Source organism: Janthinobacterium sp. NKUCC08_JDC, assembly GCF_019345575.1.
In the GTDB taxonomy this organism is placed as follows: Bacteria; Pseudomonadota; Gammaproteobacteria; order Burkholderiales; family Burkholderiaceae_D; genus Janthinobacterium; species Janthinobacterium aestuarii.
In genome coordinates, this window is sequence record NZ_JAHKQW010000001.1 from 17,077 (window position 1) to 31,848 (window position 14,772).

Sequence of the window (14,772 nt, forward strand, 5' to 3'; positions counted from 1 at the left end):
CAATAATCAGGATGCGTCGATGAGAGTTGCAATCCGCTGGTTGAGTTCCACATTTTCCGCCTGCAGCTGCGCCACCTTCTGTTTCAGGCTGGCGATCTCGCCGCGCAGGCGCTCCGCTTCGGACGGCGCCTGGGCCGCGTTGTCCGCCCAAGGCTCATTGCCCGTCTCCGGCGTATCCTGAGATACATGCACCTTTGGCTCGCGCGGCGTGCGCGTGGCGGCGCGCTGTTCGCGGATTTCCTTGGCCGCCTGGCGCAGCAGTTTTTTACCACCGGCGACGGCAGCCACCTGCTCTTCCGGCGGCAGGGATGCCACGGTGGCCGCCGCATTGATGGAGATCGTTCCGGAACGGACGGCTTCCACCAGTTCCGGCGACGCCGCTTTCTGGATCTTCTCGATCTGGCTGATCTGGTTGCTGCTCAACCGCGCCGCCTTGGCAACTTCTTCGCGCGTACTCATGGCGGGCTTGGGCGCGTTTTCGCCATCGGCCGCATCCTGGGCGCTGACGGGGGCCGGGCTGCGCGCGGCGACGATTTCCTTCTTGCGCAGGGCCAGCACGCCGCGCTGGAAGTCCGACACGCTGCGGCGCGCCAGGTGATTGTCGATCATCCACAGCATGACGTCGTCGAGCGAGGTAAAGCTAGTGTTCTGGATGGTCTTGAATTCGATGCCGTGCTGGCGGCAGATGGCGTAGCGGTTATGCCCGTCGATCAGCACGTCGTTCCACAGCACCAGCGCATCGCGGCAGCCTTCGGCCAGCAGGCTGCGCTCGAGCGCCGCGTACTCGCTGGCGGTGAGCGGGTCGATATACGACTGCAGCACCTGATTGATAGTGATATTCATGGTTGTCCTCAATATTGCGGCGCGATGGTCCGCGCCGGTACGAATGCTACACCATCCGACATGCCTGGCCGGGTAAAATCACGGCGGCACAGCTCATACAAAAACACGGACCATGAAAAGAAAGTACGCCACCGCGATCATTTTTACCGTCGCCGCCATCGGCTTCACCTGGGTCAGTCCCTACATCGCCATGTACCGCATCAGCATCGCGGCAAAATCCGTGCGCCTGGAAACCCTGGCGCAGCAGGCCGACCTGCCCGCCGTGCGCGCCAGCGTGGCGCGCCAGTTGCGGGCGGCCGGCGAAACGGCCAATGAAGACGATTTCAAGGAAATGCTCGACACCATCGTCTCGCCGCCCGGCATCACGGTATTGATCCTGCACGGCAAGCAGGGAGCGGACGGCAAGCGCCACGACTTCGGCATGGCGTACCGCTCGTGGAATGAAGTGGTGCTGCGGCGCAGCGGCGCCGGCCCCGCCGCCAGCCAATTCCTGCTGCGCCGCCATGGTATCTGGGACTGGAAACTGACGGACATTACCTTGCCATCAGAATTACTCTGACAAAACTTGATCTAAAACAACACTTACCTAAACCACCATATTGATTTTGGGAAATATTATGTAGAATGCCAACACTTCAGGCGCATCGGGTCGCCAGGGATCCGAGAGATCGCAGATGAAAAGATTGATGCTTCTCGCTGTAGCGGTACTGGTCGCGCTGGCCGGCGTCTTCTATGGCAGCCCGTATTTCACCATGGACAAGATCCGCGCGGCCACCATGGACGAGGATAGCCAGGCCCTGGCTGCACAGATCGACCTGCCACAGCTGCGCGGCAGCCTCGGGCAGCAACTGCATGCCCTGTTCTCGGCGCCGGAAGTGGCCGACGATATCAGACCCGACGTGATCGATCCCTTGCTCGACACCATGCTGATGCCCGAAGGCATCGTCGCCTTGATGAAGCTCAATGACCGCTACGAAAAGCCACTCGCCAAGGTCAGCGACATCAGCGGCCGCAAGCGCAACACCAAGCCCGACTACAAACTGCGCTACACCTCCTGGAACAGCGTCGTGGTGCAGCGCGCCCACAGCAAAAGCCATATCGGCGAATTGACCCTGAAGCGCGATGGCCTGTGGAGCTGGAAACTCACGTCGGTGGCGCTGCCCAAGAATCTGCTGGCCGACGCTTAAAACGGCCGCGCACTGCTATCATCTGCCCAACCACATTTCTTTGGAGGCAGCATGTCAGACCTGGTACAACACGCCCTGACCCACGCAGGCAAACCGGCCACCACGCCCTGGGTGGTGACCTTGATCAACGGTGAAAAACTCACCGGCCCCATTTCCCCGCTCAGCGATGGCTGCTACGCCATCGGCTTGGGACAGATCAAATACTTTTCCAGCGACAAGGTCGCCTGCCTGAATGTATCGGGCGCCGGCGCGTTTCCCATCTGATGACGGGGCCGGAGGGGCCGGACGCCGCGGATCTGGCGGCACATCTGCAGGCGCTGGAAGCGGCGCTGCAAAGCCAGGCCGTGCGCGCCGACAGCGCCAGGCTGGCGGCATTGCTGGCCGACGAGTTCATCGAATTCGGCAGCTCGGGCACGCTGTGGACGCGCGCGGCGACCCTGGCGGACTTGCCGGCGGAGGACTTTTGCCCGCGCAGCATCAGCGATTTTCAGGCCCGCTTGCTGGCCGACGACGTTGCCTTCGTGACCTACCGCTCGCAGCGCCACGCCAGCGGCGCCCTGCCCTCCGGCGCCAGCTTGCGCAGTTCGCTGTGGAAGTGGCGCGATGGCCGCTGGCAGATGACCTTTCACCAAGGTACGCCGATACCTGTCTGAACAAGTATCCCATGTCGAAAAGTTGTTTTTTGACACGCAAAATCTGATTGATTTAATGAATTTTTTGTGCAACAATGAATTTAATAAATAAAACAAATAAATTATCTAAATCGGTTTTTTGAATTAATTCGATCCTCGCACCACGAATCCGTGTTCTGGATAGAAAAGCACTGCGTAAGGCATGACCCGCTGGCAGGCAAGCGCCTGCCACCCGTCCCACGCAAGCCCCCTTTCTAATCGTTACCACGTATTTTGGGAGAGACATCATGGATAAATTCACCGTACGCACCCAGCTCACTCTGGCTTTCGGCCTGCTGGTCTTTTTCCTCATCGGCATCTCGATCCTGTCCGTGCGGAGTTTCTCCACCTTCAACGCCGGCTTTGACCAGTATGTCAACGGCATCACGGCCCGCGCCAATACGGCGCACCGCGTGCGTGACGCGATCGACATGCGCGCCGTGGCGGCCAGGAACCTGGTGCTCGTCACCAAGCCGGAAGACCTGGAAATCGAACGCAAGCAGGTCTTGCAGGCGCATGCCGATGTCGTCAAGAACATGCAGCTGCTGCTGCAACTGGCACAGCGGCCGGAAGTATCGGACGAGGTGCGCGCCATCATCAGCAAGATCGACAGCATCGAAAAACGCTATGCTCCCGTGGCGCTGGGCATCGTCGACCTGGCGCTGCAAAAGAAAACCGAACAAGCCATCGTCAAGATGAACGAGGAATGCCGTCCCCTGCTGGCCGCCCTCGTCGCCGCCAGCAATGAATATTTCGCCCTGACGGACAGGCACTCCGCCGTCATCCTGCAGGAAGACAAGGAGCACTACATTCTCAACAGGAATATCCTCATCGGCGCCAGCTTGCTGTCCATCGTGCTGGCGGGCCTGGCTGGCTGGCTCATCACGCGTAGCTTGCTCAAGGCGCTGGGCGCAGAACCGAAACAGCTGTGCGACGCCGTCAGCCTGCTTGCCGCTGGCGATCTGACAGGCAAACTCAGTGTTGCACCGACCGATAGCGTCAGCGTGCTGTCGGCGCTACAGCGCATGCAGGAGTCGCTGACCACGGTCGTATCCTCCGTGCGCCAGGATTCCGACACGGTCTCATTGGCCGCCGAGGAAATCTCCACCGGCAATAGCGACCTGTCGCTGCGCACGGAACAGCAAGCCAGTTCACTGGAAGAAACCGCTTCCTCGATGGAAGAACTCACGAGCACCGTACGCAAGAATGCGGAAAATGCCCGCGAAGCCAATGTGCTGGCCACGACCGCATCGGACGTCGCCAGCAAGGGTGGCGCCGTGGTGGGCCAAGTGATGGGCACCATGGACCTGATCAGCGAGTCGTCGCGCAAGATTGTCGACATCATCAGCGTCATCGACGGCATCGCCTTCCAGACCAATATCCTGGCCCTGAATGCGGCAGTGGAAGCGGCGCGTGCCGGCGAACAGGGCCGCGGCTTCGCCGTCGTGGCCACTGAGGTGCGCGGCCTGGCGCAGCGCAGCGCCAGCGCGGCCAAGGAAATCAAGGCGCTGATCGATGATTCCGTGAGCCGCGTCGATGCGGGCTCCAGGCTGGCAGCGCAAGCGGGCACGACGATGTCCGAGGTGGTCGCCAGCGTCGCCCGCGTCAGCAACATCATCGCGGAAATCACGGTGGCCAGCCAGGAACAGTCCACCGGCATCGAGCAGATCAACCAGGCTGTCGCCCAGATGGATAGCGTCACGCAGCAAAACGCGGCCCTGGTGGAAGAGGCGGCGGCGGCGGCCGAATCGCTGCGCGACCAAGCCAGCCATCTGGTACAAACCGTGAGCATCTTCAAGACGCACGACAGCCATGTGGCGGCACCCGCGCCAGCACCTGCGCGCGCCAGCCGCAAGCCGCTGCGCCTGGTACCGGCGCCTGCCAGCAGCCCCGTCAAGCGCCAGGCCGCACCGGCAAAACACCGTTCCGTACAAGCGGAAGCCGTGACGGCCGGCGACTGGGAAGAGTTTTAATTGACCAGACCGGGCATGCGGTCACGCATGCCCCACGTCACACGCACAGGGAGATAGTCGCAGGCGGCGCCTCCCTGTCGCGCAGCAACAACAAGCCCCGTTCCAAAAAAATCCGCGGCAGCTGTTGTATTTCCCGTGCCCGGGCACGGTCAGCGCCGCAAAAACCATCGCTCTGTTTGCGCTCCCGCAGGAAACTCCACCACCATGCCAGGCAGCTGTTGCGCTCGCACAAGCCTGCCGGCACTCCACTATGCACCCACCAGATATTGACGACAAATACGATTTTATTCGCGTATTCAGTCGAAACGGATATGAATAGCCGTCGCTGGAAAATGGCATGAATACCAAAACTTTCCGTGCTAGCATGATTTTTCGTTCAGCTGGCCAGCGCCAGCTTGCATGCCCCCAACAACCTCGACCGACAGGAGCCGTTTCATGATGACACCGCATGCCAGCACAGTACGCCACACCCTGATTGCCCTGGCAATCGCTGCCGCCTTCCCCTTGCAGGCGATGGCGCAGGCACAGGACAACGTCCCGGCGCCGGCCGCCGACGCGCCTGCCGCTCCGGCGGCACAGGCCGGTCCTGGCCAGCTGGAAACGGTGATCGTGACGGCACAGCGGCGCGCGGAAAACATCAAGGACGTACCGATGTCGATCGCCACCCTGAAGGGCGACAAGCTCGACACCCTGACGGCCGGCGGCGCCGACATCCGCTTCCTCAACAGCCGCTCGCCCAGCGTCTCCGTCGAATCGGATTACGGCCGCACCTTCCCCCGCTTCTACATTCGCGGCCTGGGCAATACCGACTTCGACCTGAACGCCTCGCAACCGGTGGGCCTGGTGATGGATGACGTGGTACAGGAAAACGCCATGCTGAAAGGCTTTCCCGTCTTCGACGTCGACCAGGTCGAGGTGCTGCGCGGCCCGCAAGGCACCCTGTTCGGCCGCAACTCGCCGGCCGGCGTGATCAAGTTCGATTCCGCCAAGCCCGTCTTCAAGACGGAAGGCTACCTGAGCGGCGGCTTCGGCAAGGATGGCATGAAGAACCTGGAAGGCGCCTTCAACGTGCCCGTCAGCGACACCGTCGCCCTGCGCTTTTCCGGCCAGACGCAACGCCGCGACGACCGCGTGCACAACCCGCGCCCCACCGGCACGCGCGACTTCGAAGGCTATGAAGACAGCGCCGCCCGTCTGCAGGTGCTGGTCAAGCCCACGCGCGACTTCAGCGCCCTGTTCAACGTGCATGCGCGCAACCTCGATGGCACGGCCACCTTGTTCCGCGCGAATATCCTGAAACAGGGCACGAATGACCTGGTCGACGGCTTTGATTACGATAACTACCCGACCGACGGCATCAACCGCCAGCACCTGAAAACCAAGGGCGGCAGCATGCGCCTGAAATGGGACTTGCCGGGCGTCACCCTGCATTCGATCACCGGCTACGAAAAACTCGATTTCTTCAGCCGCGCCGACGTCGACGGCGGCTATGGCGCCGTGTACGCGCCGCCGATGGGCCCCGGCTTCATCCCCTTCGTCGTGGAAACGGCCGACGTCATCCCCAACCACAAGCAGATTTCGCAGGAATTCCGCGCCGAGTCGTCTGCCCGCGGCCCGCTGCAATGGATAGGCGGCCTGTTCTACTTCAAGGAAGATATCCAGATCGACAGCATCGGCTTCAACAGCCTGGCGCCCGGCAATCCGCAAAGCCCGAACTACGCGACGCAAAACCAGAGCTCGAAGTCGTACGCGGCCTTCGGCTCGCTCAACTACACGGTCTCGGACGCCCTGAAACTGCGCGCCGGCCTGCGCTACACGACCGACAAGAAGGATTTCTCGGCCAAGCGCGTGGAAGCGACCACGGCCGGCCCCTTCAACCTCAACGACACGTCGCACAACGTTAGCTGGGACTTGAGCGGCACCTATGTGCTCACGCCGGAAACGAATGCCTACGCGCGCATCGCCACCGGCTACCGCGCGCCGTCGATGCAGGGACGCCTGAACGGCCTGGCCGACCGCCCTTCGTTTGCGGGCGCCGAGAAAGCCTTGTCCGTCGAGGCGGGCATCAAGCAGGATCTGTTCGACAAACGCGCGCGCCTGAGCCTGGCCGTGTTCCAGTACCGGGTCAAGGACAAACAATTGACGGCCGGCAGCGGCGCTGTCAACATGAACCAGCTGATCAACGCCGACAAGGCCACGGGCCGTGGCGTGGAACTCGATTTCCAGGCCAACCTCAGCGATTCGCTCAGCATGACCCTGGGAGGCAGCTACAACCACACGGAAATCCAGGACAAGAAACTGTTCGTGCAAAGCTGCGGCAACGCGCAAAACAACCCGGCCAGCGGCTGCACCGTGACCGACCCGCTGGGCCCGTTCAAGGGTACGGCCTACATCGACGGCAATCCGCTGCCGCGCGCGCCGGAATGGCAAACCAACTTCACCCTGAAGTACAGCATTCCCCTCGCCAATGGCGAGTTCTACGCCTACACGGACTGGGCCTACCGCACCAGCTACAACTTCTTCCTGTATGAAGCGAAGGAATACAAGGCCAAGGAACTGCTCGAAGGCGGCTTGCGCGTCGGCTACAAATGGGACAAATACGAAGTCTCCGCATATGGCCGCAACATCACCAACCAAGTCCAGTCGCTGGGCGCGATCGATTTCGACAACCTGACGGGCATCGTCAACGAACCGAGGACGTATGGGGTGCAGTTCAAGGCGACGTTCTGACGGCCGCTAGATAAAACCGCGCTGTCCGGCGCAAACCGGACAGCGCGGCTCAGGCACAAGATGGCGTGATGCACATCACCTGTGCTAGAATCTCGCCGCGCTGCCCGGATGGTGAAACTGGTAGACACTGGAGACTTAAAATCTCCCGCCTGTAAGGGCGTGCCGGTTCGATTCCGGCTCCGGGCACTCAGAACAAAAAACGCATAGTAGTACAAAACCCGCTTTTCTCTATTTCCATAGGGGAAAGCGGGTTTTTTTTCGTCTGTAGAAAACGCAAAATGCGGCATAGGACACCGAAATGCTGCTACCATTTACCAAAATTTACCAATGGATTTACCAAAATGGCAGCTCCGGTCAAGGATGGAAAAATTTGGCGACATCGCCTCATGGTCAAGGGTATTCGGGTGTCCGGCACCTTCGAAACCAAGGCGGCGGCGCTCGCTTGGGAGGCGGACCAGCGCGTGCAGCTTGCCAACGGCAAGGCCAAAGTTGTCGAAGAGACGTGCAAGGATGCGTTTGATCGTTACGAGCGCGAGGTTTCCAGGCTTAAGGCCGGCAAACGCTTTGAGGTCAACCGCCTGGCCGCTATGGGCGCAACATCCCTTGGAGCCGTGAAAATCTCTGAGGTCGATGAGACCCACGTTGCCGCCTGGCGTGATGAGCGGCTCAGGACCGTATCCGGGGCAACGGTAAATCGTGAAATGAACCTGCTGTCGCATGTGTTCTCGGTAGCGCGCAAGGAATGGAAGTGGCTATCGAAAAGTCCCACTACCGACGTTGCACGGCCGAAGGCCAAGCCACCCAGGGACAGGCTGATAAGCGAGGATGAAATCACGGCCATCTGCCTGGCCCTGGGTTGGGATCGAAAGGCCCCCGACATAGTGCCGACGACGAAACAGCATCGCATTGCCCTCGCCTTCCTGTTCGCCATTGAAACGGCTATGCGTGCTGGAGAAATATGTGGCCTGGGCAAGGCGGATGTATCGGGCCGCGTGGCCAGGCTGAAAATGACGAAGAATGGTTTTGCACGGGATGTGGCGCTATCGCCGCGCGCGCAGGAGATATGGGCGATGGTGCCGGACGGTTTTGATATTTCTTCCGCCTCCCTCGATGCTCTTTTCCGAAAGGCCCGTAAGCGTTCTGGCGTCGAAGGCCTTACTTTCCACGATACCAGGCACGAAGCCATCACGCGCCTGGCCGGCAAGCTGGGTGTGCTGGATCTGGCGCGCATGGTCGGACACCGCGATATCCGGCAGCTGCAGACGTATTACAACGCAACTGCCGACGATATCGCGGCAAAACTATGAAGTGTGCTTTTCCGTCCATGCGATCACCTCGCGCGCTTTGTACAACGCCTGCGAGCGCCCCTCCACCGGCAGCCGGATAGGCCGCGGGAAAGTCGGCAGGCAAACTATGTCGCTGCGCACCCGGGCCGCTGAACGCTTAAAATAGGTGGCCAGGCAGTTGGTATCCCACAGATCCACGGACAGCGGCAAAACGGGTCGTTGCATTTTTTCGATGGCCTCGGCCAGCTTGGCCAGGACGTCGGTTTCAGTGGCTGTCATAATTGCTCTCCAGATTCTTTCAATTGGGTCCCGTGACTGCTTGAATTGATCATTTCCGCTACCTTGACCACGCACGCGGCGACATCTGGCTCAAAACATGGGTCGCCCCAGAATTCAGTAATTCCGATGATGCCAACGCATTTGCATGCAAAGTCGATCGACATACCGTGCTTTTTTGCCAGCGGTACCCAGCGCGCGGCACTGATTGGCTTCGGCGCAGGCCTGGGCGCGAAGTAGTCAGGAAAGCGGCTCATGATTTCGCCAGGTTACTGTTAGCGATCTCGATAGCGTCAAGGATGGCACGGGCAAACTCAAAGCGCTGGAAAGTTTCGTGGTCGTTGCGCCCTATTCCTAATTCGCATGATGCGGCGATGTCATAAATGCGCTCATCCGTCAAATCTTTGGCATCGCCCTGCGCACCTTCGCTGGCGACGTGCCAGATTGCAGGCTCTTGCACCTGCGCCGGCGCGGCCGCCAGCATTGCACGATATGCAGGCGCCATCGTGGCCAGCATGCCGGCGACCGCTTCGACCGTCGTGCCCGGCGCCATATCCATCTGCATCAGGACGATCGGCGCCGCCAGGCGCGCCAGCGTGATGTCGGCCGGGCTGGCAGTCGGCCGGGCGGCAACTGCGGCAGCGGCGATAATTTCAGGCGTCGGCTCAAGCGGTGCCACTTTGTAGCCGTCGGGCACGGCCAGCTGGGCGGCGGCCATGTAAAAGGCGTCCGCCTCGGTGTGTTTTGGGGCGTTCACTCCTGGAATATGGAGATCGCGCAGGCGGCAGAATTCTTGGTAGGTGTTCACAATTGGATGTCCTTATTGATAATGTGCGTCAATGCCGATCAAGCCGGGGAATGTGCCGTCGCTTCCGATGTGTGCCGCGAGCAGTGCCTCAAGATCAGCATGCATGCCACGCGTCATCTCGTTGCATTCCCAGTCCTCCGGATCATCTGATCGTGCATAATCGGTAGCGATAAAGTCGCACGCCACTTGTTCGGATTCGGCAGCGACGTATGCCCAGTCATCGACCTGAAAAATTTTGATTTTGGTGTTGTCGGTGTTCATGGCCAATCCTTTACTTTTGGTGGTGCAGTGGCACCCGCTTGAATTCGATCACCCATACCCACGGGTTAGCAGCCCAGCTGCCGGCGCCGTTGATGGATTCCCATAGCCGTTCGTATGGCGCGATGGCGGCGCGCCGGTAAATTGCTGCTCGCTCAACGTCGTTCGCGCCGAATACCGAAATTTGCCGCACCTGGTCAGGTGCCACGCCCTCGGCGCGTGCATCGGCATCGCTGCAGTCATTCAGACGCTCGACGCGTACCGATACGATCTCCAGCAGGATGCGGCTCGCCGCGCGAGGCATGAAGATAGAGGGGCGCTTGTACCAGCCTGGCAGCGCGCCGCCGCGGCCAGCGGCCAGCGGCACGTCAGGGGAATCGGCATCGTACTGGTGCGTGCGGTCGCATTCGGCCGTCATGTCGATGAAGTGCCATTCGTCGCTGCCCTTCTTCTCGCTGTAGCGCGTCACCCAGCGGCCGTAGGCGAAAAATGTTTCGCGGCCCCAGATGCGATCACCTGGCTGGCCGTACGGACATTTGCGGCCCGAGTCAGCCAGCAGAGAAAGGAGCACGGCTGGATCGCCTCGCCACGGCTCGATACGCTTGTCGGTGACCATTTGTGGCTGCGGCTTGATGATCCGGCGTGTCTGGGCCTTAGTGCCGGCGAGCAGTGCGCGCACCATCGGCGCGTTGAATAACATTTGGCGCTCTTTCACGTTGCACCTTCCCATAAGAAATTGCGTATCCCCTCGATCAGTTCATCGAATTCGGTTGATGTGCACGGCATGCCTTCGTCATGGTCGGCAATTTCGTCCTTGTCGCTCATAACCTTGACGGCCAGCAATAGTCCACGCGCCATGCGCAGCTTTTCTTCCAGGCCTTTTGCGTAGGTGCTCATGCCGGCCGCCGTCCATCCGCCAGCGAGGGTTTCTTGCGGTAGCCCAAGGCATGCATTCCAGCAGGTGGTAAGGCGCTGCGCATTGGCTTCTTGCATTCCGGGTGCATTGCCGAAGTCCATGGCAACCGCTACGGCGGCGCGCCCGCCAATTCCTCGAATGACAATCTCGGGACGCCCGCCCTCCTCCTGGAAGGTATCGGCCATGAAAAGTAGCCCAGGGGTGTGCCTACTCATGCCATCACCCGCACGCGCCGTTGTTCCGCCTCAGCCGTTACGGGCGCCGACTCCTTCACCAGCAACGGCCGCATGCTTCCAGTGCGCAGGTTTACGAAGGCGCCGTGCCAGGTCAGGCGGCCGTGTCTGAAAAATTCCCAAAGTATCGACAGCGCCGGCGTGACAACAGCCTGGTTGATGAATAATTCCTGGCGCTCGAGCGCCTGGGCCAGGCCGCAGCTGGGCGAGTCGTCCTCGATGGCCGTGATGTCAACTAGTTCGGGCAGCACGCGGTACGGGTCTGGCAGGCGCGCGCTGCCAGGCGGCACCACCACGCGCGCGTCGTATCCATCAGGCTCGCCGAACAGCACCTGGCCATCGGCCGCCCTGTTGCCCATGTCCATGATGTAGGCGGCACGGGTTTCGCCGTAGCTGCGCATGGTTTCATGGCGCGACTTGGCGCTATCGACGCAGCAGATCAGCATGTCAGGCTGAATCTTCGCGGCATCCCAGCGGCCGAAATGCGCCTGCCAGTCAAGCCCGAAGAAGGCATTGATGCGGTTGACCAGCACGTGCGCCTTGCTCGAACCGACGTCGAAGGCGCCGAACAGCTGGCGACCCATGTTGGCCTCGCTGACCGTGTCCGGATCGAAGGCACACACGTGCAGGCCGGGGTGGCCCAGCGCGCACAGTGCATGGTTCAGGCGGGCCAGGCCGGTGAGCATCTGCGAACCGTTGCCGCCACAGCCAATCAGCGCGATGGTGACAACGCGATCCAGGAAGCGGGCCGGGGTGATATGTGGCATGTCGATGGCTCCTAAGCGGTGGCAGATGCGGCTTCGAAAATCTTGGCGGCGGGGACGGTTATCGGAATAAACAGCCCCAGCAGACACAGCCGGAACGCCACCGTCGGTACCAGCTGGTCCAGGTTGCCGAAGACGCCCGAGATTTTCACAGCGCCGGCGTCGTCCTGGTTGTCGGTGTCGCTGAAGAAGGCCGGCGACAAGCCGTGGCTGTGCAGGTCGATCGCCAGGTGCTCGCGCTCGGCCAGCAGCACCTGCTGAAACTGGATATGGTCAGTGGTCGGCTCGCCAATCGGCAGCGGGTAGCGCACGGCCCACTCCCCTGTCTCGTCGTTCCAGATCAGGCTCGCCGCGCTCTCGATCGGCGACTTGAGGCGCGCGATCTCGCCGAACGCCCGCAGCTCCTCGAGCGCGCTGCCGATCTTGCCAAAGCCAAACTCCACTTTGGGCTCGATTGCACCGTAAGGCATGCGCACCGCCGATTGCGCGGCCAGCTGGTGGATCACGTGCAGCCAAGGACGGCGCACCTCCAGGTACATGCCGTCCCGTGCCATCAGGAAACGGTGGCCATTCTGCTGCAGCGGAAGGAATTCACTATGCGTCGGAACCACTGCCACTGGAACGGCACGCACATACGTGAGGTCCAAAGCAAGTGCATCTGGTTCAGCAGCTTCCTCGTCGACGGCCAGCAGCAACGGACGTTCTTCGCGGATCGCCTGCTCGGTGTGCGCGAGAAAGGTGGCAAACGATTGCTTCGTGATGTCCAGCAACTCGTCAAATTTCATGGTGATTTCTTGGCCGTTCATAAATTTCCTTTTAATTAACTAGATTTGGTGGTTGTTGGCGATGCGTTCGATAGCAGTGCGTAGCGTTTGTTTCGTTGACATCAGGGCGCGCCGCATGGATTCAGGATCTGGCGCCGCCAGTTGGTCTGCCCACAGGCCGGTCAGCCCTCCTTTGCGGCGTACGGCCCGCGTTGATCGGCGGTTGGAATGCGTGAAATGGCTGCGAAAGAAGGCTGTTTCGTAGTCCGCCATGGCTGCGGTGCTGAGTGAATCCGGCAACTGAACGTTGCCAGTGCAGATCAGCCCTTGGTCATTGACATTGAAATGCGGTGCATGGTCCAGCATGGTCTCGGTCGTCGGCCGTGCCGAGGTCCGCAAGGCGAACACATACCAGCTGCTACGGGTAGCGATAAACACCAGTGCCGGGTGTGCTGCCTGGCCATGTGCGACGCCAATCTGCGGATACTCTGTTTTGAACCAGGTCCCGCGCACCGCTGCCGGTACCCACCAGGCCATCAACGTAGGTGAGGTGTACAGCAAGCTGTCTGGCACAAAACCCGTATGTGCCGTTTTGATATTGACGGCGGCCGCGAAGTCCACCAGGTCGGCATGTTTCAGGGGAGTACCGGCGCCAATGACGCGGCGGTGTGGATGGCTCGCATCAATGTCGATGCTGTGCGTGCTGGCATACACGTGGTGGCCATAACCTGCTCTCGATTCATACAACAGGATGGCTTTCGACAGGTGTAGTGTCGCGTCTTTGGCGGAAATGATATCGACGGTCTTCAAAACGGTTCCCCCACCAGGTCCAGCAGATTCTCTGTCACCTCGGCCAAGCGCATGATGCTTGCCGTGCGCGCCTGGTACTCCCGGATCGCCATTGCGCTGGGTTTGATCGGTGTAACGTCAATAAACTCGTTGTATTCCCCGCAGTTGCCAAGGTCATTAAGGTGGTTGTCAATAAGGCGCGAGACGGGATCGCCTTCCTTCCACAGCAGCACGAAGCATCCGTCGATGGAATCGCAGCCGGCCTGGTGCGCGCCCACCTGGTGAGAGTGCATATTGAAAGCGGGGTCGCACGCCAACCGTGAAATGGCATCGCATGCACCGATTACATCGCGGTCGAATGCACTTTTTGCTGCTGCGGCGATCTCGTCACGCGTGCATACTCTTTTCGGGTTGACCGCCCACATCGGCATATCCCGATAGAATTCTTCACGTGTAATGACGTGGCCGTCATCCAAGACCTCTTGCACCGTTGCATAGCCCATGTCGATGCGGGTGTTCTCAAGCAACTCGGCGTCGTTCGCCGAATCGCCCCATGCAAACGATTGAGCGAGGCTGTCGGCAAACCAGAGATCAAGCGCATTCGGCAGGTGCTGGACTGCGTCGAGCAACAAGGCCAGCACGGTCTGTCCAAAGCCTGGCAGCGTGTTTTCAAGCTTCATGATCCGGGCGGCCAGTGTCCAGCGCGGGATATCCGTGTTGGTGGTGCGCTCCAGGCAAAACCAGACGGTACCGTCCTGATGGCTATGGGTACCCGTCAGGTCATCCAGCGCCTGGACGTGCAGCTGCCAATTGAAATGCTTGGCTTGATACTGGATGGAGTTCCACCATTTGCTCAGGCTGCTGATAATCAGGGCGCGCTCGTCGGGAAAGTTGAACACTTCGACCAGGGGCATATTTGGGCGCGGCTGGAGCATGGCATCGGTTATCAGGTTCGCTTCCAGCAACGCGATGGCCAGAGGCTTAACGATGTAGTTCTCTTGCCGCAGTGTCATGGCTGCCGGTATCGATGGGTTCAACGCCGGCAGCGCCAGGGTGGCAAGTGCGTTCATGGAAGCACCATCTGTGCACATGCCGGCGCCAGCACGCGCTGGGCGCTTGTGGACTGACGGCGCTGGTGGTGGATCACTTGGGAAATGGCGCGGCTCAGTGGTGCCGTGGCGTCGGCCAAGCTGACCGTGTTGGCCGCGACGCCGTCGGCCCTCAGGGTGCCGACCGTTCGAAGGCGCTCGATTGCGATTTTGCGGGTCATCATG

20 protein-coding genes and 1 tRNA gene are annotated in these 14,772 nt (G+C 60.7%); 8 read left to right on the forward strand and 13 right to left on the reverse strand.

Features of this window, described 5'->3' with window-relative positions:
- Positions 1-6: 6 nt before the first annotated feature.
- Complete coding sequence (locus KO538_RS00070) at positions 7-843, reverse strand: hypothetical protein (protein ID WP_219327130.1); 837 nt, start codon at positions 841-843, stop codon at positions 7-9.
- A 112-nt stretch (positions 844-955) separates the two neighbouring features.
- Between KO538_RS00070 and KO538_RS00075 the strand changes: the two genes are divergently transcribed.
- The 4 genes from KO538_RS00075 to KO538_RS00090 all read left to right on the forward strand — a co-directional run bounded on the left by KO538_RS00075 (position 956) and on the right by KO538_RS00090 (position 2,683).
- Positions 956-1,402, forward strand: coding sequence for a DUF2939 domain-containing protein (locus KO538_RS00075; RefSeq protein ID WP_219327131.1), 447 nt, complete (start codon positions 956-958; stop codon positions 1,400-1,402).
- A 127-nt stretch (positions 1,403-1,529) separates the two neighbouring features.
- Entirely contained in the window at positions 1,530-2,030 is a 501-nt protein-coding gene (locus tag KO538_RS00080; protein WP_219327132.1) for a DUF2939 domain-containing protein, read from the forward strand.
- A 51-nt stretch (positions 2,031-2,081) separates the two neighbouring features.
- Positions 2,082-2,294 (forward strand): hypothetical protein, encoded by a 213-nt coding sequence (locus tag KO538_RS00085; protein ID WP_034755154.1) that lies wholly within the window; start codon positions 2,082-2,084, stop codon positions 2,292-2,294.
- Entirely contained in the window at positions 2,294-2,683 is a 390-nt protein-coding gene (locus tag KO538_RS00090) for a DUF4440 domain-containing protein (RefSeq protein ID WP_219327133.1), read from the forward strand. Before KO538_RS00085 ends, KO538_RS00090 begins: the two co-directional genes overlap by 1 nt.
- Before the next feature lie 52 nt (positions 2,684-2,735).
- Here KO538_RS00090 and KO538_RS00095 read toward each other — a convergent pair whose 3' ends face one another.
- Positions 2,736-2,951, reverse strand: a complete 216-nt coding sequence (locus KO538_RS00095; protein WP_219327134.1) for a hypothetical protein — start codon at positions 2,949-2,951, stop codon at positions 2,736-2,738.
- Between KO538_RS00095 and KO538_RS00100 the strand changes: the two genes are divergently transcribed.
- From KO538_RS00100 to KO538_RS00115, 4 genes are all read left to right on the forward strand, one after another.
- Positions 2,950-4,674, forward strand: coding sequence for a methyl-accepting chemotaxis protein (locus KO538_RS00100; protein ID WP_219327135.1), 1,725 nt, complete (start codon positions 2,950-2,952; stop codon positions 4,672-4,674). The two genes, KO538_RS00095 and KO538_RS00100, sit on opposite strands and share 2 nt — an antisense overlap.
- 438 nt (positions 4,675-5,112) lie before the next feature.
- Positions 5,113-7,404: a TonB-dependent receptor gene (locus KO538_RS00105; protein WP_083292933.1), complete on the forward strand. Its 2,292-nt coding sequence runs from the start codon at positions 5,113-5,115 to the stop codon at positions 7,402-7,404.
- A gap of 102 nt (positions 7,405-7,506) precedes the next feature.
- Positions 7,507-7,590, forward strand: a tRNA-Leu gene (locus KO538_RS00110).
- Between the two features lie 155 nt (positions 7,591-7,745).
- On the forward strand, positions 7,746-8,711 hold the full coding sequence (locus KO538_RS00115) for a site-specific integrase (protein WP_219327136.1): 966 nt from the start codon (positions 7,746-7,748) through the stop codon (positions 8,709-8,711).
- On the opposite strand, the gene KO538_RS00120 is transcribed toward KO538_RS00115, so the two are convergent.
- Genes KO538_RS00120 through KO538_RS00170 form a run of 11 tightly spaced genes read right to left on the reverse strand, consistent with a single transcriptional unit; the run spans position 8,706 to position 14,771 of the window.
- Positions 8,706-8,969: a hypothetical protein gene (locus tag KO538_RS00120; protein ID WP_219327137.1), complete on the reverse strand. Its 264-nt coding sequence runs from the start codon at positions 8,967-8,969 to the stop codon at positions 8,706-8,708. The genes KO538_RS00115 and KO538_RS00120 overlap by 6 nt on opposite strands.
- Complete coding sequence (locus KO538_RS00125) at positions 8,966-9,223, reverse strand: hypothetical protein (RefSeq protein ID WP_219327138.1); 258 nt, start codon at positions 9,221-9,223, stop codon at positions 8,966-8,968. The genes KO538_RS00120 and KO538_RS00125 overlap by 4 nt, the downstream gene beginning before the upstream one ends.
- Positions 9,220-9,774 carry a hypothetical protein gene (locus KO538_RS00130; protein WP_219327139.1) on the reverse strand — a complete coding sequence of 185 codons (555 nt, stop codon included), beginning with the start codon at positions 9,772-9,774 and terminating at the stop codon, positions 9,220-9,222. The genes KO538_RS00125 and KO538_RS00130 overlap by 4 nt, the downstream gene beginning before the upstream one ends.
- A gap of 12 nt (positions 9,775-9,786) precedes the next feature.
- Entirely contained in the window at positions 9,787-10,035 is a 249-nt protein-coding gene (locus KO538_RS00135; RefSeq protein WP_219327140.1) for a hypothetical protein, read from the reverse strand.
- A gap of 10 nt (positions 10,036-10,045) precedes the next feature.
- Positions 10,046-10,732: a hypothetical protein gene (locus tag KO538_RS00140; RefSeq protein WP_257620088.1), complete on the reverse strand. Its 687-nt coding sequence runs from the start codon at positions 10,730-10,732 to the stop codon at positions 10,046-10,048.
- 11 nt (positions 10,733-10,743) lie between these two features.
- Positions 10,744-11,133 (reverse strand): hypothetical protein, encoded by a 390-nt coding sequence (locus KO538_RS00145; RefSeq protein ID WP_219327142.1) that lies wholly within the window; start codon positions 11,131-11,133, stop codon positions 10,744-10,746.
- Between the two features lie 26 nt (positions 11,134-11,159).
- Positions 11,160-11,948 (reverse strand): PRTRC system ThiF family protein, encoded by a 789-nt coding sequence (locus KO538_RS00150; protein WP_219327143.1) that lies wholly within the window; start codon positions 11,946-11,948, stop codon positions 11,160-11,162.
- Positions 11,949-11,959: 11 nt separating this feature from the next.
- The gene (locus tag KO538_RS00155; RefSeq protein ID WP_219327144.1) at positions 11,960-12,751 is read right to left on the reverse strand and encodes a PRTRC system protein A; all 792 of its coding nucleotides are present in this window, start codon (positions 12,749-12,751) and stop codon (positions 11,960-11,962) included.
- Between the two features lie 18 nt (positions 12,752-12,769).
- On the reverse strand, positions 12,770-13,519 hold the full coding sequence (locus tag KO538_RS00160) for a PRTRC system protein B (RefSeq protein WP_219327145.1): 750 nt from the start codon (positions 13,517-13,519) through the stop codon (positions 12,770-12,772).
- Positions 13,516-14,568 carry a PRTRC system protein F gene (locus KO538_RS00165; protein ID WP_219327146.1) on the reverse strand — a complete coding sequence of 351 codons (1,053 nt, stop codon included), beginning with the start codon at positions 14,566-14,568 and terminating at the stop codon, positions 13,516-13,518. Before KO538_RS00165 ends, KO538_RS00160 begins: the two co-directional genes overlap by 4 nt.
- The gene (locus KO538_RS00170; protein ID WP_219327147.1) at positions 14,565-14,771 is read right to left on the reverse strand and encodes a hypothetical protein; all 207 of its coding nucleotides are present in this window, start codon (positions 14,769-14,771) and stop codon (positions 14,565-14,567) included. The genes KO538_RS00165 and KO538_RS00170 overlap by 4 nt, the downstream gene beginning before the upstream one ends.
- Position 14,772: the final 1 nt, after the last annotated feature.